Raw genomic sequence first — 16,893 nt, 5'->3', positions numbered from 1 at the left:
CCCGGAGAGGGTCCGCCCGTCGTGGTCGTGCACCGGCTCACGCCGGCCCCGTCGTCAGTAGGACGACAGCATGAGGTTCTCCGGGACGTCCGCCGCCGCCTCGCGGTCGATGAAGAACACCGTCCGCTTCCGGCCCTTGATGCCCGCGACGGGCACCTCGGTGCGGTCCGCGCCCGCCAGGGCGAGACCCAGCGCGAAGGCCTTGTCGGGACCGGCGAGCACCATCCAGATGCGCAGCGACGAGTTGAGCACCGGCAGCGTGAGCGAGATGCGCTCCGCCGGCGGCTTCGGGGAGTTGCGCACCGGGATCACGGCGGCGTCCATGGTGCGGATGCCGTCGCTGTCCGGGAAGAGCGAGGCCACGTGCCCATCCGGTCCGACGCCCAGGAAGGTGATGTCGAAGCGGGGGAGCGCGGTGTCGCCGTTGGCGTGCGCGGCGAGCTCCGCCGTGTACGCCTCGACGGCCTCCTCCAGGCTCTGGCCGGCGTCGCTCGCGCCCATGGCGTGGATGTTCTCCGCGGGCACGTCGATGTGGTCGAGCAGGGCGGCGCGCACCGTGGTGTCGTTGCGCTCGGGGTCGCCCTGGGGCAGCCACCGCTCGTCGCCGAACCAGAAGTGCACGCGGGTCCAGTCGACGCTGTCACGCGCCGCGGAGTCGTTCACGGCCGCGAGGATGCTCGGGCCCACCGTCCCCCCGGTGAGGACGACGTTGGCCGTCTCCTCCTCGTCCAGGATGTCGACGAGCTTCGTGAGGAAGCGCGCGGCGACGGAGCCGGTCATGGCCTTCTTGTCGGGGTGCACGAGCACCCTGCGGTCGTTCGTGGTCATCGGTCGCCCGAGTCCTTCCGTGCGGTGGTGGACGCGGTGATGTACCCCTGGCCCGCCGTGGCCTGCTCGAGACCGTGACGGATCACGTCCCCGTACAGGGCGTCGGGGTCGAGTCGCCGCAGCTCCTCGGCCAGGCAGTCGCGGAGGCTCCGGCGGGGGAGGCTCACGTCGTGCGTCGGCTGGTTCGGCTGCTTGAGCGTCGCGACGTTGGCGATCGGCCGGTCGAGGTCGATCACGCCGGACGCGCGGTGGAGCCGCACGCCGTGGATCCCGCTCGACCCGGTCGCCCGCGTCGTGACCTCGTGCAGGACGGGCACCTGCAGCTGCAGGCCGAGCCATGCGGCGAGGAGCACGGTGGAGGGGGAGTCGGCGGCGCCGGACACCTCCACCTGGGTGACGGGCTCGTACGGCGGCTGGTCGAGCACCGCGGCGAGCAGGGCCCGCCAGAGGGTGAGCCGCGTCCACGCGAAGTCCGTGTCGCCGGGGGCGTACGTCTCCGCGAGGTGCTGCAGGGCCATCCGCGGGTTGCTGCTCGTGGACGAGTCCGTGATGCGGCGCTGCGCGATGCGACCGAGGGGCGACTGGCTGACGACCGCCGGAGCGTCGTGCGGCCACCAGGCGACCACGGGCGCGTCCGGGAGGAGGAGACCCGTGACGAGGCTCTCCTCGTCCTCGGCGGCCGCTCCGTACACGCGGAGCACGACGACCTCGCTCGCGCCGGCGTCGCCGCCCACGCGGATCTCGGCGTCGACGCGAGCCGGCTCGGTGGTCGCCTCCGCCGCTGCGCCGCGCTCGGTCGAGATCACGATGACGCGCATGGGGTGCTCGCGCGACGCGTCGTTGGCGGCCTCGATGGCCTCCTCCTCGCTGCCGAGCGAGGTGGAGATCACGAGCGTCAGGACGCGACCGAGGGCGACAGCGCCGCCCTCCTCGCGGATCTTGACGAGCGCCTTCGAGATCTTGGCGGTGGTGGTGTTCGGCAGATCGACTCTCATGGCCGCCTCCAGGTCCGTCCGTCGCGGGCGAGGAGCTCGTCGGCCGAGGCCGGCCCCCAGGTGCCCGGACGGTACTGCTCGGGCTGGCCCTGCGTGCGCCAGAATTCTTCGATGGGGTCCAGGATCTTCCAGCTCAGCTCGACCTCCTGGTGACGGGGGAAGAGCGGCGGGTCGCCGAGGAGCACATCGAGGATGAGCCGCTCGTACGCCTCCGGGCTCGCCTCGGTGAAGGCGTGGCCGTAGCCGAAGTCCATGGTGACGTCGCGCACCTGCATCCCCGCGCCCGGCACCTTGGAGCCGAAGCGGATGGTGACGCCCTCGTCGGGCTGCACCCGGATGACGAGCGCGTTCTGCCCGAGGGCCGAGGTCTGGTCCTCCGCGAACAGGTTCTGCGGGGCGCGCTTGAAGACGACCGCGATCTCCGTCACGCGGCGGCCGAGGCGCTTGCCGGCACGCAGGTAGAACGGCACGCCCGACCAGCGGCGCGTGTTGATGTCGAGCCGCATGGCCGCGTAGGTCTCGGTCGTGGACTCGGGGTCCATGCCGTCCTCGTCGAGGAAGCCCACGACCTCCTCGCCGCCCTGCCAGCCGCCGGCGTACTGCCCGCGGGCCGTGGCGGTGGAGAGGTCCTTCGGCAGGCGCACCGCCGACAGCACCTTCTCCTTCTCGTCCCGGAGGCTCGACGCGTCGAACGCGACGGGCTCCTCCATGGCCGTGAGGGCGAGGAGCTGCAGGAGGTGGTTCTGGATCACGTCGCGAGCTGCGCCGATGCCGTCGTAGTAGCCGGCACGGCCGCCCACGCCGATGTCCTCGGCCATGGTGATCTGCACGTGGTCGACGTAGTTCGCGTTCCACAGGGGCTCGTACAGCTGGTTGGCGAAGCGCAGCGCCAGGATGTTCTGGACCGTCTCCTTGCCCAGGTAGTGGTCGATGCGGAACACCGAGTCCGGCGGGAAGACCGTCTCGACGACCGCGTTCAGCTCGCGGGCCGTCTTGAGGTCGCTCCCGAAGGGCTTCTCGATGACGACGCGGCGCCAGTGGCCCTCCTTCTGCTCCGCGAGGCCCGAGCGGCGGAGCTGCTCGGTGACCAGCGGGAAGGACTTCGGCGGGATCGACAGGTAGAACGCGTGGTTGCCCATCGTGCCGCGCTCGCGGTCGAGCTCCTCCGTGATGTCCTTCAGCGTCTGGAACGCCTCGTCGTCGTCGAAGGTGCCCTGCACGAAGCGGATGCCCTGCGCCAGCTGGCGCCAGACGTCCTCGTCGAACTTGGTGCGCGAGTACTGCTTGACGGCCTCGTACACGACCTGCTCGAAGTCCTGGTCCTCCCAGTCCCTCCGGGCGAAGCCGATGAGCGCGAAGCCGGGGGGCAGGAGCCCCCGGTTGGCGAGGTCGTAGACGGCCGGCATCAGCTTCTTGCGCGACAGGTCACCCGTCACGCCGAAGATGATGAGGCTGCTCGGCCCTGCGATGCGGTTCAGCCGTCGGTCTGAAGGGATCCGCAGGGGATTGAATTCCGGGGTGATATCCACCGGCGACATGTAACTCCTCGATCTGCCGGACGGGTCCGGCGATGCGGTCATTCGAGCGTCGAGAGCAGGGCCCGGGCGTCCGTGGTGGGGTCGGTCAGGTTCAGCCGCAGGACCGGACGGCCGTGCTCGGCGAGCACGGTGGCGTCGCCGGCGGCCTGGGCCTGGATGAGCTCGCCGAAGGTGAAGGGGCGGTCGGGGATCGCGAGGTCCTCGGCCGCGTCCGCGGTGATCTGCAGGAACACGCCGACGGGGGTGCCGCCCTTGTGGAACTGCCCCGTGGAGTGCAGGAAGCGCGGGCCCCAGCCGAACGTGACCGGACGGCCGACCTTGCGGGCCACGGCGTCGCGGAGGCGCTCCAGCTCGGGGAGGGCGAGGCGGTCGACGAAGGCCTGGACGGCCACGTACCCCGTGGGACCGACCTGCGCGAGCAGGGCGTCGACGGCGGACGACACGTCGGTCGCGCCCTCGGTGACGTCGCCCGTGCCGCGCACCTCGATGCCGTCCGTCGTCACGACGGGGGCCTCGGGCGCGGGACGGTCGTCGAGCAGGCCGCGCGCGGCGACCTTGGCGGCCTCCACGTCGGGCTGGTCGAACGGGTTGATCTCGAGCAGACGGCCCGCGACGGCGACGGCGTACTCCCACGTGAGGATCTGCGCGCCGAGCGTGCCGCTGATGACGATCTCGCCCTCGGCCGCGTCGTGCGCGTCGACGTCGGCGACGAGGCGCGCGATCTGGAGGTCGGCCAGGCCGAGCGACAGCTCGGGGGCGTCGGTCGGCAGCACGACGGGCAGGAGACCCGTGCCGAGCTTGCCCGTCGACTCCGCGATGAGCTGCTCGACCCAGTCGCCGAAGCCGACGATGTGCGTGCCGTCGGAGACGATGCCGAGCTTGTCCTTCAGCGGCGAGGTGCCGGCGATCGCGGCGCCGAGCACGAGGCCCGGGTTCGACACGTCGTCGACGGCGAGCTGCGCGGACGCGGCCTCCGCCTCGTCGAGCAGGCCGGAGATGTCGGCGCCGGCGAGGCCGGACGGCACGAGGCCGAACGCGGTGAGCGCGCTGTAGCGGCCGCCCACGTCGGGGTCGGCGTTGAAGACGCGGTAGCCGTCGGCGCGTGCCGACTCGTCGAGCGGGGAGCCCGGGTCGGTCACGATGACGATGCGCGCGGTCGGGTCGATGCCCGCCTCGCGGAAGGACCTCTCGTAGACGCGCTTCTGGCTGTCGGTCTCGAGCGTGGAGCCGGACTTCGACGAGATGACGACGGCCGTGGTGGCGAGGCGGTCGTCGAGCGCCGCCAGGACCTGGCCGGGATCGGTCGAGTCGAGGACGGTGAGCTCGACGCCCGCGGTGCGGGTGATGACCTCGGGCGCGAGCGAGGATCCGCCCATGCCGCCGAGGACGATGTGGTCGACGCCCTGGCCGCGGAGCTCCTCGCGGAGCGCCTCGATCTCGGCGACGAGGGGACGCGAGACGGAGACCGCCTGCGTCCAGCCGAGGCGCTTGATGGCCTCGGACTCGGCGTCAGAGCCCCAGAGGGTGCCGTCGAGCCCGGTGATGCCGGACGCGACGTGGGCCTCGACGAGGGCGGGGACGTGGGTCTCGACGGCGGTGGCCGCCGCGCCGCTCAGCGCGATGCGGACGCTCACTTGGCGCCGTCCAGGGCGTTCGTCACGGTCTCGATGAGCTCGCTCCACGACACCTTGAACTTCTCGACGCCCTCGGTCTCGAGGAGCTCGGTGACCTCCTTGTAGGAGATGCCGAGCGCGTCGACGCGGTTGAGGACGTCGTTCGCGGCGTCGTAGGACCCGGTGATGGTGTCGCCCTCGATGACGCCGTGGTCGAAGGTCGCGTCGAGCGTCTTCTCCGGCATCGTGTTGACCACGTCCGCGGCGACGAGCTGCGTGACGTAGAGCGTGTCGGGCAGGTCGGGGCTCTTGACGCCCGTCGAGGCCCAGAGGGGGCGCTGCTTGTTGGCGCCGGCGCCGAGGAGGCCCTGGGCCCGCTCGGACGCGAAGGTCTGCTCGAACGCCTGGTAGGCGAGCTGCGCGTTGGCGACGCCGGCCTTGCTCTTGAGCGCGGTGGCCTCGTCCGTGCCGAGCGCGTCGAGGCGCTTGTCGATCTCGGTGTCGACGCGCGACACGAAGAAGGAGGCGACCGAGTGGATGGTCGACAGGTCGATGCCCGCTGCCTTGGCCTTCTCGAGGCCGGTGAGGTACGCGTTGATGACCTCGCGGTAGCGCTCGAGGCTGAAGATCAGGGTGACGTTGACGCTGATGCCGGCGCCGATGACCTCGGTGATCGCCTCGAGGCCCTCGCGGGTCGCGGGGATCTTGATCATGACGTTGGGCTCGGCGATCTTGTCCCACAGCTTGTGGGCCTCGTCGATGGTCGCCTGGGTGTCGTTGGCGAAGTCGGGGGAGACCTCGATGGAGACGCGGCCGTCGAAGCCGGCGGTGCGGTCGTAGACGGGGCGGAAGATGCGCGCGGCCTCGCCGACGTCGCGGGTGGTGATCTCGAAGACCGCGCGGTCGACGTCGGCGCCGTCGGCCGCGAGCTCGCGGACCTGGGCGTCGTACGCCTCGCCCTTGGCGAGGGCCGACGCGAAGATGGTGGGGTTCGTCGTGATGCCGACGACGTCGCGCTCGGCGATCACCTTCTCGATGCCCTTGGCATCGATGCGCTCGCGGGACAGGTCGTCGAGCCAGATGCTGACGCCCGCGGCGGAGAGCTGCGCGGTGGGGGAAGTGGTGTCGGTCATGTTGCCTTCTTCGTGCTGGTTGGAGGGGTTCGGGGGGAGGGGCGCGCGCACGCGCCCCTCCGGTCACCCGTCCGAGGCGCCGGTGGGGCGGGACGGTCGGGGTGAGCCGGCGGGGAGCGGAGCAGCTCGGCCGCCCCGCTCCTCGTCAGCTGCTAGAGGGAGGCGATGGACTCCTTGGCGGCGGCCACGACGGCCTCCGTCGTGATGCCGAACTCGCGGTACAGGACCTCGTACTCGGCGCTGGCGCCGAAGTGCTCGATCGAGATGCTGCGGCCGTGGTGCCCGACGTACTGCTTCCAGGAGAGCGAGACGCCCGCCTCGACGGAGACGCGCGCGGCGACCGCCTCGGGGAGGACGTGCTCCTTGTACGCGGCGTCCTGCTCCTCGAACCACTCGAGGCTCGGGGCGCTGACGACGCGGGCCTGGACGCCGTCCGCGGCGAGGGCCTCGCGGGCCTCCAGCGCGAACTGCACCTCGGAGCCCGTGGCGATGAGGATCACGTCGGGCGTGCCCTCGGCGTCGGCGAGGACGTAGGCGCCCTTGGCGACGCCCGCGGCCGAGGCGTACTCGGTGGCCGTGGCCTCGCCCGTGCCGCGCTCGACGACGGGCAGGTTCTGGCGCGAGAGCGCGAGACCCGCCGGGCCCATGCGGCGCGTGAGGATGGTCTTCCACGCCTGGGCGGTCTCGTTGGCGTCCGCGGGGCGGATGACGTCGAGGCCCGGGATGGCGCGGAGGCTGGCGAGCTGCTCCACCGGCTGGTGCGTCGGCCCGTCGCCGCCGAGGGCGACCGAGTCGTGCGTCCAGACGAAGATCGACGGCGCCTTCATGAGCGCGGCGAGACGGACCGCCGGGCGCATGTAGTCGCTGAAGATGAGGAACGTGCCGCCGAAGGGGCGGGTGTTGCCGTGCAGGACGATGCCGTTGAGGATCGCGCCCATGGCGTGCTCGCGGATGCCGAAGTGGAGGACGCGGCCGTAGGGGTCGCCCTTCCACATGTCGGTGGAGCGCTCGGCGGGCACGAAGGACGGCGCCGACTCGATGGTCGTGTTGTTCGACTCCGCGAGGTCGGCGGAGCCGCCCCACAGCTCGGGCATGACCTCGGCGATGGCGTTGATGACCTTGCCGGACGCGGCGCGCGTCGAGACGTCCTTGCCCGCGGGGAACACGGGGAGCGCCTCGTCGAGGCCCTCGGGGGCGTCGCCGGCGAGGACGCGGTCGAGCAGCGTCTTGCGCTCGGGGTTCGCCTGGGCCCACGCGGCGAGCTTCTCGTCCCACTCGCGGTGCTGCTGCTGGCCGCGCTCGACGGCCTGGCGGGTGTGCTCGAGGACGCCGTCCGGCACCTCGAAGCTCTTCTCGGGGTCGAAGCCGACGATCTGCTTGACGGCCGCGAGCTCCTCGGCGCCGAGGGCGGAGCCGTGGATCTTGCCCGAGTTCTGCTTCTTGGGGGAGGGCCAGCCGATGATCGTCTTGAGGATGATCAGCGACGGCTTGCGCGTCTCGGCCTTGGCGGCCTCGACGGCGTCGAACAGCTCCTGGACGTCCTCGACGTACTCGCCGGTCTTCTTCCAGTCGACGTGCTGCACGTGCCAGCCGTAGGACTCGTAGCGCGCGGCCACGTCCTCGGTGAACGCGATGTCGGTGTCGTCCTCGATCGAGATCTGGTTGCTGTCGTAGATCGCGATGAGGTTGCCGAGCTCCTGGTGCCCCGCGAGGGAGGAGGCCTCGGAGGTGATGCCCTCCTGCATGTCGCCGTCGCCGGCGATCACGTACACGAAGTGGTCGAAGGGGCTCTCGCCCGCGGGCGCCTCCGGGTCGAACAGGCCGCGCTCGTAGCGGGCGGCGTAGGCGAAGCCCACCGACGAGGCGAGGCCCTGGCCGAGGGGGCCGGTGGTGATCTCGACGCCGTCGGTGTGGCCGTACTCGGGGTGCCCCGGGGTCTTGGAGTCCCACGTGCGGAGGGCCTGGAGGTCCTCGATCTCGAGGCCGTAGCCGCCGAGGAAGAACTGGGTGTACTGCGTGAGCGAGCTGTGGCCCACCGAGAGGATGAACCGGTCGCGACCGATCCAGGTGCTGTCGGACGGGTCGCGGCGCATGACCTTCTGGAACAGGAGGTAGGCCGCCGGGGCCAGGCTCATGGCGGTGCCGGGGTGACCGTTTCCGACCTTCTCCACCGCGTCCGCGGCGAGGATCCGTGCGGTGTCGACCGCCTTGCTGTCGATGGGGTCCCATTGCAATTCTGCCACTTGGTTCTAGCCCTTCTGAAGATGGGGGGAGGCCCAGCCGGACCGCCTATCAGTATAGGGAACACCCACTCGGCCCCAGGTGTTCCGAGCCCGTCGCGACGGGCCCGACGCGGCTCGGCTCGCAGGTGCCGTGGCCTACCATGGGGACGGAATGTCCGGCGAGTTAGAGGTGCGATGAACGTTGCGGTGCAGAGTCGGGTCGATCGGGAGACGATCGGCGTGGCGAGGAAGACCAAGGCGTACGTCGCACTGACGAAGCCGCGGGTCATCGAGCTCCTGCTCGTGACCACCGCGCCCGTCATGATCCTCGCCCAGGGCGGATGGCCGAACCCCTGGCTGATCCTCGGCGTCCTCGTGGGCGGTGCCCTGAGCGCGGGCAGCGCCAACGCCTTCAACTGCTACATCGACCGCGACATCGACCGCGTCATGAAGCGCACGCAGCGTCGCCCCCTCGTGACGGGCGAGCTGACGGACCGCGAGGCCCTCGTCTTCGCCTGGATCATCGGCGTCGCGAGCATCGTCTGGCTCGGCGTCATCTCGAACTGGCTCGCCGCGGCGCTCTCGCTCGCCGCGATCCTCTTCTACGTCTTCGTCTACACGCTGTGGCTCAAGCGCCGCACGCCGCAGAACATCGTCTGGGGCGGTGCCGCCGGCTGCATGCCCGTCCTCATCGGCTGGGCCGCGGTCACGGGCGACATCTCCTGGGCGCCCGTCATCCTCTTCATGATCGTGTTCCTCTGGACGCCGCCGCACTACTGGCCGCTGTCCATGAAGTACCGCGACGACTACGCCTCGGTCAACGTGCCGATGCTCGCGGTCGTCCGCGGCCGTGCGGCCGTGGGTCTGCAGACGATCCTCTACGCGTGGGCGACGCTCGCCTGCTCGCTGCTGCTCATCCCGGTGGCCGGCATGGGCCTCGTCTACACCGTCGCGGCCCTCGCCGGCGGCGGCTGGTTCGTGTACGAGACGCACCGCCTGTACGACCTCGCGGTGCGCCACGAGACGATCAAGCCGATGCGCGTCTTCCACGCGTCCATCTCGTACCTCTCGCTGCTCTTCCTCGCGGTCGGCGTCGACCCGCTGCTGCCGTTCTGATCCGCGCCGCCACCTGCTGAGGTCCGCCCCGCGCGGATGCTGCTGCGCCCGGCCTGCGCTGCCTTGCGCACATGCACGCGTGCCGCGCGGAGGGAGCCGCGCGGATCCGGTCGCGCCTCGCATGGGACGACCCGACTCGTCGGCGGCCCCGCGACGCCCGCGTCCTTCGGGACGCGCGGTCGGCGGGCATCGTCGCGGCCCCGGGTCGCCGACACGCTGACGCCCTCCCCACGCGACGACGCCCGCCGCGAGCGGGGCTCGGGCGGGCGTCGGGGAGGAGCTGGCGGGGGATCAGCCGACGTGGGCGGACCGGCGCACCTCGGCGGGGGTGAGGCGCAGCGTGTCGGCGCGTCGCGTCGTGCTCAGCAGGGTCGCGGTCATCGCGGAGGCGAGCAGGCAGGCGAGCACCATGTGGAGCCCGACGAGGAACTCGGGCAGCCCGGTGCGCGCCTGGATGAGCCCGACGGCGATCTGCACGAGCTCCACCGCGAGGAGCGCCCGCGTCCAGCGCGAGACCGCCTTCCAGCGGTTCCGCGCGGCGATGGCGACGAGCACGACGGTGAGCGCGAACGTCGTGTACGCCGGCCAGCTGTGCACGTGCTGCAGCAGCTCGGGGTCGAGGCCGTTGCGCGCGGCGCCCTGGTCCCCCGCGTGGGGGCCGGATCCGGTGACGACGATGCCGACGAGGATCGTGACGCCGACGACCGCCGCCGTGGCTCGCGCGAGGCCCAGGAACGACGACGGCACCGACCGCTCGGCCTCGTCGAGCGGGTGGTAGGTGCGCCAGACCAGCACGGTCGACAGCACCACGAGCACCACCGACACGACGAAGTGCAGGCCGACCACGTAGGGGTTGAGGCCCGTGAGCACCGTGATGCCGCCGATGACGCCCTGCGCCGGGATGCCGAGGCCGATCGCGAGCGCGAGGGAGAACACGCCGCGCCCGCGGCCGCGGAGCCGGAGCACCGCGAGGAACGTGGCGACGGCGACGATCACGAGCACGAAGGTGAGCAGGCGGTTGCCGAACTCGATGATCCCGTGGACGCCCATCTCCGGCGTGGAGACGAACGAGTCGGCGGTGCACCGGGGCCACGTGGGGCAGCCGAGCCCGGACCCCGTGAGCCGGACGAGCCCGCCCGTGCCCACGACGAGCGTCTGCACGACGAGGGTCGTCCAGACGAGCACGCGGGTGGCCCGCGTGATCCCGTCCGGCAGCCGCTCCCGCAGCCTCCTCGCCACCATGGTGGTCTGACCTAGCACGCTCCCACTGGGAGACTGCCCCGCATCGGTGCCGTGAGTCACTGCCTGCCTTCCGCGCCCGCTGGATTGCCCGTAGAATCGGGTGGTTCATGGAACACGTCGGTGCTTGCAGCATCCGGCACGTCAGCGAGGACGGCGGGAACAAGTCCACCCGCGTTCGTGTTCATCCTAAGAGGGGTGCGAGGCGTGAAGCCGCCGCATCCCGGACACCCACAGTCTTCCTCTCGTCACCGAAGCGGCGTCGCCGTGCGGGGGGTATGCCGATACGGCGCTGATACGCCCAGATCGTCAGGAAAGCAGGTAGCCATGTCAGATGTGCTCATCGACCGACCCGAGCTCGAGAGCCTGGGGCAGTACGAGTTCGGCTGGTCCGACTCCGATGTCGCCGGTGCGTCCGCGAAGCGCGGCATCTCGCCCGAGGTCGTCGCCGACATCTCGCGGCGCAAGAGCGAGCCCGAGTGGATGCTCGCCAACCGGATGAAGGGCTACGAGCTCTTCGGGCGGAAGCCCATGCCGACCTGGGGCGCCGACCTGTCGGGCATCGACTTCGACAACATCAAGTACTTCGTGCGCTCCACGGAGAAGCAGGCCCAGACGTGGGAGGACCTGCCCGACGACATCAAGAACACGTACGAGCGGCTCGGCATCCCCGAGGCGGAGCGCCAGCGCCTCGTCTCCGGCGTCGCGGCCCAGTACGAGTCCGAGGTCGTCTTCCACTCGATCCAGAAGGACCTCGAGGACCAGGGCGTCATCTTCATGGACACCGACACGGCGCTGCGCGAGCACCCGGACCTGTTCAAGGAGTACTTCGGCACGGTCATCCCGGCCGGCGACAACAAGTTCGCCGCGCTGAACACGGCCGTCTGGTCGGGCGGCTCGTTCGTGTACGTGCCCAAGGGCGTGCACGTGGAGATCCCGCTGCAGGCGTACTTCCGCATCAACACCGAGAACATGGGCCAGTTCGAACGGACGCTGATCATCGCGGACGAGGGCAGCTACGTCCACTACATCGAGGGCTGCACCGCGCCCATCTACAAGTCCGACTCGCTGCACTCCGCGGTCGTCGAGATCATCGTGAAGAAGGACGCCCGCGTCCGGTACACGACCATCCAGAACTGGTCGAACAACGTCTACAACCTCGTCACCAAGCGCGCCACGGCGGCCGAGGGCGCGACCATGGAGTGGATCGACGGCAACATCGGCTCGAAGGTCACGATGAAGTACCCCTCCATCTACCTCATGGGCGAGCGCGCCAAGGGCGAGACCCTGTCGGTCGCCTTCGCGGGCCCCGGCCAGCACCAGGACGCCGGCGCGAAGATGGTGCACATGGCGCCGTACACGCAGTCGTCGATCGTCTCGAAGTCCATCGCGCGCGGCGGCGGCCGGGCCGGCTACCGCGGCGAGATCCGCGTGGACGCGGCCGCCCACCACTCGGCCAACACCGTCCGCTGCGACGCGCTGCTGGTCGACACCATCTCCCGCTCCGACACGTACCCCGCGATCGACATCCGCGTGGACGACGTGCAGCTCGGCCACGAGGCGACCGTCTCGCGCGTCAGCGAGGAGCAGCTGTTCTACCTGATGAGCCGGGGCATGCCCGAGGACGAGGCCATGGCCATGATCGTCCGCGGCTTCATCGAGCCCATCGCCCGCGAGCTCCCCATGGAGTACGCGCTCGAACTCAACAAGCTCATCGAGATGGGCATGGAAGGATCCGTCGGCTAGATGACGACCCCACTCGCCACCACCGAAGCCGTCGCCCCCCTGGGGAACGGCGCCCGACCGCACACCGACGGGGGGTGGGGCGTCATCCCCATCCAGACCCGCTCCGAGCGCTTCACGTCCACGGACGTCGAGGCGTTCGACGCCGTCACCGGCCGCGAGGCCGTCTGGAAGCTGACGCCCGTCCGCCGGCTCGACGACCTCATCTCGGGTGAGCTCGACGGCTCGCGCTACGAGGTCACCAGCTCCGAGGCCGCCGGCGCGTCCGTCTCCTGGATCCCCCGGGACGACGCCCGCATCGGCACGGCCGGAGCCCCCGAGGACCGCGCCCAGGCCAACGCCTGGTCGTCCTTCGGCGAGGCGCTCGCCATCGAGGTCTCGGGGGAGGAGCCGGTCACCGTCACGGTCGGCCGCTCCGAGCTCGGCTCCGCGCCGCGTGCCGCGCACACCCTGATCACCGCCGCCCCCTTCAGCCGCGGCGTCGTCATCCTCGACAACGCCGGCTCCGCCTCCCTCGCGGAGAACGTGGAGATCGTCGTCGGCGACCAGGCCGAGCTCACGGTCGTGACCGTGCAGCAGTGGGACGACGAGGCGCGCCACCTGGCCGCGCACCAGGCCGTCGTCGGCCGGGACGCCAAGCTCAAGCACGTGGTGGTGACGCTCGGCGGATCCATCGTCCGCGTCAACCCCTCCGCGCACCTCTCGAACGAGGGCGCCGACGGCGAGCTCCTCGGCGTGTACTTCGCCGACGCGGGCCAGCACCTCGAGCAGCAGGTCTACGTCGACCACGACGCTCCGAACACCCGCAGCCGCGTCACCTACAAGGGCGCGCTCCAGGGCGCCGGTGCTCGCACGGTGTGGATCGGCGACGTGCTCATCCGCCGCTCGGCGCCCGGCACCGACAGCTACGAGCAGAACCGCAACCTCGTGCTCACGGACGGCACGCGCGCCGACTCGATCCCGAACCTCGAGATCGAGACCGGCGACATCGCCGGCGCCGGTCACGCGAGCGCCACGGGCCGCTTCGACGACGAGCAGCTGTTCTACCTGCAGGCCCGCGGGATCACGGAGGAGGAGGCGCGCCGCCTCGTCGTCCGCGGCTTCCTCAGCGAGATCGTGCAGCAGATCGGCGTCCCCGACCTCGAGGAGCGGCTGCAGTCCGCCATCGAGGCCGAGCTCGCCGGCACGTCCACCGGGGCGGTCGTCCGATGACCGCCGTCCGCATCTGCGCCGTCGACGACCTCGACGTCAACGAGGCGCTCCGCATCGAGGTCGAGGGCCTCGCCATCGCCCTCGTCAAGGACTCCTCGGGCACGGTGCACGCCATCGGCGACACCTGCACGCACGGCGACATCTCGCTGGCGGAGGGCTTCGTCGAGGGCGACACCCTGGAGTGCTGGGCCCACGGGTCGAAGTTCTCCCTCGAGACGGGCAAGCCGCGCACGCTGCCGGCCTACGAGCCCGTCCCCGTCTACCCCGTGACGATCGTGGACGGCGACATCCACATCGACACCACCCCGAAGAGCTAGAGGAACCGCACGCATGTCAACTCTCACCATCACCGACCTGCACGTCAGCGTCGACACCGAGCAGGGTCGCAAGCAGATCCTCAAGGGCGTCGACCTCACGATCAACGAGGGCGAGATCCACGCGATCATGGGCCCGAACGGCTCGGGCAAGTCCACGCTCGCGTACTCCATCGCGGGTCACCCGAAGTACCACGTCGACTCCGGCTCGGTCACGCTCGACGGCGTCGAGGTCCTCGACATGACGGTGGACGAGCGCGCCCGCGCGGGCCTGTTCCTCGCCATGCAGTACCCGGTCGAGATCCCCGGCGTCACCACGACCAACTTCCTCCGCACCGCGAAGACCGCGATCGACGGCGAGGCGCCGGCCATCCGCGGCTGGATCAAGGACGTCCGCACCTCCATGGCCGCGCTCAAGATGGACCCCGCGTTCGCCGAGCGCAACGTCAACGAGGGCTTCTCCGGCGGCGAGAAGAAGCGCAACGAGGTGCTGCAGCTCGAGCTGCTGAAGCCGAAGTTCGCGGTGCTCGACGAGACCGACTCCGGCCTCGACGTCGACGCGCTCAAGATCGTCTCCGAGGGCGTCAACCGCGCGAAGGCGAACACGGGCCTCGGGCTCCTGCTCATCACGCACTACACGCGCATCCTCCGCTACATCCAGCCCGACTTCGTGCACGTGTTCGTCGCGGGCCGCGTCGCCGAGCAGGGCGGCCGCGAGCTCGCCGACCGCCTCGAGGAGGAGGGCTACGACCGCTTCCTCACGCCCTCCACGACGGTGACGGCGTGAGCACGCAGAGCACGCTCTCCCCGCAGAAGTTCGACGAGGTCGAGGAGGCGCTCAAGGACGTCATGGATCCCGAGCTCGGGATCAACGTGGTCGACCTGGGGCTCATCTACGACCTCGCGTGGGACGACGAGAACGACGCGCTCATCATCCACATGACGCTGACGTCGGCGGGCTGCCCGCTGACCGACGTGCTCGAGGAGCAGACCGCGGAGGCGCTCGACGGCGTCGTGGCCGCGTTCCGCATCAACTGGGTGTGGATGCCGCCGTGGGGTCCGGAGCGGATCACCGACGACGGCCGCGACATGATGCGGGCCCTCGGCTTCTCCATCTGACCCGCGCACCGCGCCGCATCCACCTCGACGGCCCCACCCGCTCCCGGGTGGGGCCGTCGTCGCGTCCGGGCCCCCGGAGCCCTCGGGCGCCGTCGTCTCGTACACTGGACCGGTCGGGTCCGATGGACGCCCTCGACCGACCGGGCTCGACCCCCTCTGCTGCGGGTCGCCCACCTCCCACGGACCGTGGGACATCCCCTGACCAGAAGGACCTCTCACCGTGCTCGCTGTACACGACCTGGAGCTGCGCGTCGGCGCCCGCGTCCTCATGGAGGACGTCTCGTTCCGGGTGAGCCCGGGGGACAAGATCGGCCTCGTCGGCCGCAACGGCGCCGGCAAGACGACGCTCACCAAGATCCTCGCGGGGGAGGGCCAGCCCACGGGCGGCCGCATCGACCGCTCCGGCGAGATCGGCTACCTCCCGCAGGACCCGCGCTCCGGGAACCCGGAGGACCTGGCCCGCACGCGCATCCTCGACGCCCGCGGCCTCGGAACGCTGTCGCTCGACATGCAGCGCGCGATGCTCGACATGGCCTCCACCGACGACAAGGTCTCGGCGAAGGCGATGAAGGACTACGGCCGGCTCGAGGAGCGCTTCGTCGCGCTCGGCGGGTACGCGGCCGAGGCGGAGGCCGCGTCCATCGCGAGCAACCTCAGCCTGCCCGACCGTATCCTCGACCAGCCGCTCAGCACCCTCTCCGGCGGCCAGCGCCGACGCATCGAGCTCGCGCGCATCCTCTTCTCCGGCGCCGACACCATGCTCCTCGACGAGCCCACCAACCACCTCGACGCCGACTCCGTCACCTGGCTCCGCGAGTTCCTCAAGGGGTACCAGGGCGGGCTCATCGTGATCAGCCACGACGTGGAGCTCGTCGGCGAGACCGTGAACCGCGTGTTCTACCTCGACGCCAACCGCATGGTCATCGACATCTACAACATGGGCTGGAAGCACTACCAGCGCCAGCGCGCCGCCGACGAGGAGCGCCGCAAGAAGGAGCGCGCCAACGTCGAGAAGAAGGCGGGCGTCCTCCAGCTGCAGGCCGCGAAGTTCGGCGCGAAGGCGTCGAAGGCGGCCGCCGCCCACCAGATGGTGCGGCGCGCGGAGAAGATGCTCTCGGGCCTCGAGGAGGTGCGCGCCGTCGACCGCGTCGCGAAGCTGCGCTTCCCGGAGCCCGTCGCCTGCGGCCGGACGCCGCTCATGGCGAGCGACCTCAGCAAGAACTACGGCTCGCTCGAGATCTTCACGGCCGTCGACCTCGCGATCGACCGCGGCAGCAAGGTCGTCATCCTCGGCCTCAACGGCGCCGGCAAGACGACGCTGCTGCGGATCCTCGCGGGCGTCGACCAGCCCGACACCGGCAAGCTCGAGCCCGGCCACGGCCTCCGCGTCGGCTACTACGCGCAGGAGCACGAGACGATCGACGTCAAGCGCAGCGTGCTGGAGAACATGGTGTCCTCCTCGCCCGACATCTCCGAGATGGAGGCGCGCCGCGTCCTCGGCTCGTTCCTGTTCACGGGCGACGACTCGGCGAAGCCCGCGGGCGTGCTCTCGGGCGGCGAGAAGACGCGCCTGGCGCTGGCCATGATCGTCGTGTCGGGCGCCAACGTGCTGCTCCTCGACGAGCCCACCAACAACCTCGACCCCGCGAGCCGCGAGGAGATCCTCGGCGCGCTCAACACGTACTCCGGCGCCGTCGTGCTCGTCAGCCACGACGCGGGAGCGGTCGAGGCGCTCAACCCGGAGCGGGTCCTCATCATGCCGGAGGGCACCGAGGACCACTGGAGCCCCGACTACATGGAGCTCATCGAGCTCGCCTGACC

General features: G+C 70.7%; 14 protein-coding genes. 7 read left to right on the top strand and 7 right to left on the bottom strand.

All coding sequences use genetic code 11. The features are described 5' to 3' along the window. Positions 1-54: 54 nt before the first annotated feature. The 6 genes from pgl to tkt form a co-directional block, all read right to left on the bottom strand. Positions 55-828, bottom strand: a complete 774-nt coding sequence (gene pgl / locus AES38_RS08400) for a 6-phosphogluconolactonase (protein ID WP_053774591.1) — start codon at positions 826-828, stop codon at positions 55-57. Beyond that, the gene (locus AES38_RS08395; RefSeq protein WP_053774590.1) at positions 825-1,823 is read right to left on the bottom strand and encodes a glucose-6-phosphate dehydrogenase assembly protein OpcA; all 999 of its coding nucleotides are present in this window, start codon (positions 1,821-1,823) and stop codon (positions 825-827) included. The genes pgl and AES38_RS08395 overlap by 4 nt, the downstream gene beginning before the upstream one ends. Then, positions 1,820-3,361 carry a glucose-6-phosphate dehydrogenase gene (zwf, locus tag AES38_RS08390; protein WP_043669570.1) on the bottom strand — a complete coding sequence of 514 codons (1,542 nt, stop codon included), beginning with the start codon at positions 3,359-3,361 and terminating at the stop codon, positions 1,820-1,822. Before zwf ends, AES38_RS08395 begins: the two co-directional genes overlap by 4 nt. 38 nt (positions 3,362-3,399) lie before the next feature. Next, positions 3,400-4,995, bottom strand: a complete 1,596-nt coding sequence (locus AES38_RS08385) for a glucose-6-phosphate isomerase (RefSeq protein WP_053774589.1) — start codon at positions 4,993-4,995, stop codon at positions 3,400-3,402. After that, positions 4,992-6,107 carry a transaldolase gene (gene tal / locus AES38_RS08380; RefSeq protein ID WP_053774588.1) on the bottom strand — a complete coding sequence of 372 codons (1,116 nt, stop codon included), beginning with the start codon at positions 6,105-6,107 and terminating at the stop codon, positions 4,992-4,994. Before tal ends, AES38_RS08385 begins: the two co-directional genes overlap by 4 nt. 152 nt (positions 6,108-6,259) lie before the next feature. Continuing rightward, a complete protein-coding gene (gene tkt / locus AES38_RS08375; protein ID WP_053774587.1) occupies positions 6,260-8,350 on the bottom strand; it encodes a transketolase in 2,091 nt (696 codons plus the stop codon). A gap of 174 nt (positions 8,351-8,524) precedes the next feature. Between tkt and AES38_RS08370 the strand changes: the two genes are divergently transcribed. Then, on the top strand, positions 8,525-9,445 hold the full coding sequence (locus AES38_RS08370) for a heme o synthase (RefSeq protein WP_053774586.1): 921 nt from the start codon (positions 8,525-8,527) through the stop codon (positions 9,443-9,445). 291 nt (positions 9,446-9,736) lie between these two features. On the opposite strand, the gene AES38_RS08365 is transcribed toward AES38_RS08370, so the two are convergent. After that, on the bottom strand, positions 9,737-10,687 hold the full coding sequence (locus AES38_RS08365) for a COX15/CtaA family protein (protein ID WP_256998795.1): 951 nt from the start codon (positions 10,685-10,687) through the stop codon (positions 9,737-9,739). A gap of 324 nt (positions 10,688-11,011) precedes the next feature. Here AES38_RS08365 and sufB point away from each other — a divergent pair, with 324 nt between their 5' ends. The 6 genes from sufB to AES38_RS08335 all read left to right on the top strand — a co-directional run bounded on the left by sufB (position 11,012) and on the right by AES38_RS08335 (position 16,891). Beyond that, positions 11,012-12,430, top strand: a complete 1,419-nt coding sequence (gene sufB, locus AES38_RS08360) for a Fe-S cluster assembly protein SufB (RefSeq protein ID WP_053774584.1) — start codon at positions 11,012-11,014, stop codon at positions 12,428-12,430. Continuing rightward, on the top strand, positions 12,431-13,639 hold the full coding sequence (gene sufD / locus AES38_RS08355; protein ID WP_174775894.1) for a Fe-S cluster assembly protein SufD: 1,209 nt from the start codon (positions 12,431-12,433) through the stop codon (positions 13,637-13,639). After that, complete coding sequence (locus AES38_RS08350) at positions 13,636-13,956, top strand: non-heme iron oxygenase ferredoxin subunit (protein WP_053774583.1); 321 nt, start codon at positions 13,636-13,638, stop codon at positions 13,954-13,956. Before sufD ends, AES38_RS08350 begins: the two co-directional genes overlap by 4 nt. A gap of 13 nt (positions 13,957-13,969) precedes the next feature. Further along, positions 13,970-14,740: a Fe-S cluster assembly ATPase SufC gene (sufC, locus tag AES38_RS08345; protein ID WP_053774582.1), complete on the top strand. Its 771-nt coding sequence runs from the start codon at positions 13,970-13,972 to the stop codon at positions 14,738-14,740. Continuing rightward, positions 14,737-15,072 (top strand): metal-sulfur cluster assembly factor, encoded by a 336-nt coding sequence (locus AES38_RS08340; protein ID WP_072174627.1) that lies wholly within the window; start codon positions 14,737-14,739, stop codon positions 15,070-15,072. Before sufC ends, AES38_RS08340 begins: the two co-directional genes overlap by 4 nt. Positions 15,073-15,292: 220 nt before the next feature. Then, the gene (locus tag AES38_RS08335) at positions 15,293-16,891 is read left to right on the top strand and encodes an ABC-F family ATP-binding cassette domain-containing protein (RefSeq protein WP_053774581.1); all 1,599 of its coding nucleotides are present in this window, start codon (positions 15,293-15,295) and stop codon (positions 16,889-16,891) included. Positions 16,892-16,893: the final 2 nt, after the last annotated feature.

The sequence above is a fragment of the Clavibacter capsici genome, assembly GCF_001280205.1.
In the GTDB taxonomy this organism is placed as follows: domain Bacteria; phylum Actinomycetota; class Actinomycetes; order Actinomycetales; family Microbacteriaceae; genus Clavibacter; species Clavibacter capsici.
The sequence above is the reverse complement of the archived record's forward strand: the minus strand, read 5'-3'. Positions and strand labels throughout refer to the sequence as shown.

Excerpts from the sequence above, each read along its gene's own strand:
- zwf (WP_043669570.1), bottom strand. The coding sequence starts at position 3,361 with ATGTCGCCGGTGGATATCACCCCGGAATTCAATCCCCTGCGGATCCCT.
- pgl (WP_053774591.1), bottom strand. The coding sequence starts at position 828 with ATGACCACGAACGACCGCAGGGTGCTCGTGCACCCCGACAAGAAGGCC.
- sufD (WP_174775894.1), top strand. The coding sequence starts at position 12,431 with ATGACGACCCCACTCGCCACCACCGAAGCCGTCGCCCCCCTGGGGAAC.
- AES38_RS08395 (WP_053774590.1), bottom strand. The coding sequence starts at position 1,823 with ATGAGAGTCGATCTGCCGAACACCACCACCGCCAAGATCTCGAAGGCG.
- AES38_RS08350 (WP_053774583.1), top strand. The coding sequence starts at position 13,636 with ATGACCGCCGTCCGCATCTGCGCCGTCGACGACCTCGACGTCAACGAG.
- sufB (WP_053774584.1), top strand. The coding sequence starts at position 11,012 with ATGTCAGATGTGCTCATCGACCGACCCGAGCTCGAGAGCCTGGGGCAG.
- tal (WP_053774588.1), bottom strand. The coding sequence starts at position 6,107 with ATGACCGACACCACTTCCCCCACCGCGCAGCTCTCCGCCGCGGGCGTC.
- AES38_RS08370 (WP_053774586.1), top strand. The coding sequence starts at position 8,525 with ATGAACGTTGCGGTGCAGAGTCGGGTCGATCGGGAGACGATCGGCGTG.
- sufC (WP_053774582.1), top strand. The coding sequence starts at position 13,970 with ATGTCAACTCTCACCATCACCGACCTGCACGTCAGCGTCGACACCGAG.
- AES38_RS08365 (WP_256998795.1), bottom strand. The coding sequence starts at position 10,687 with ATGGTGGCGAGGAGGCTGCGGGAGCGGCTGCCGGACGGGATCACGCGG.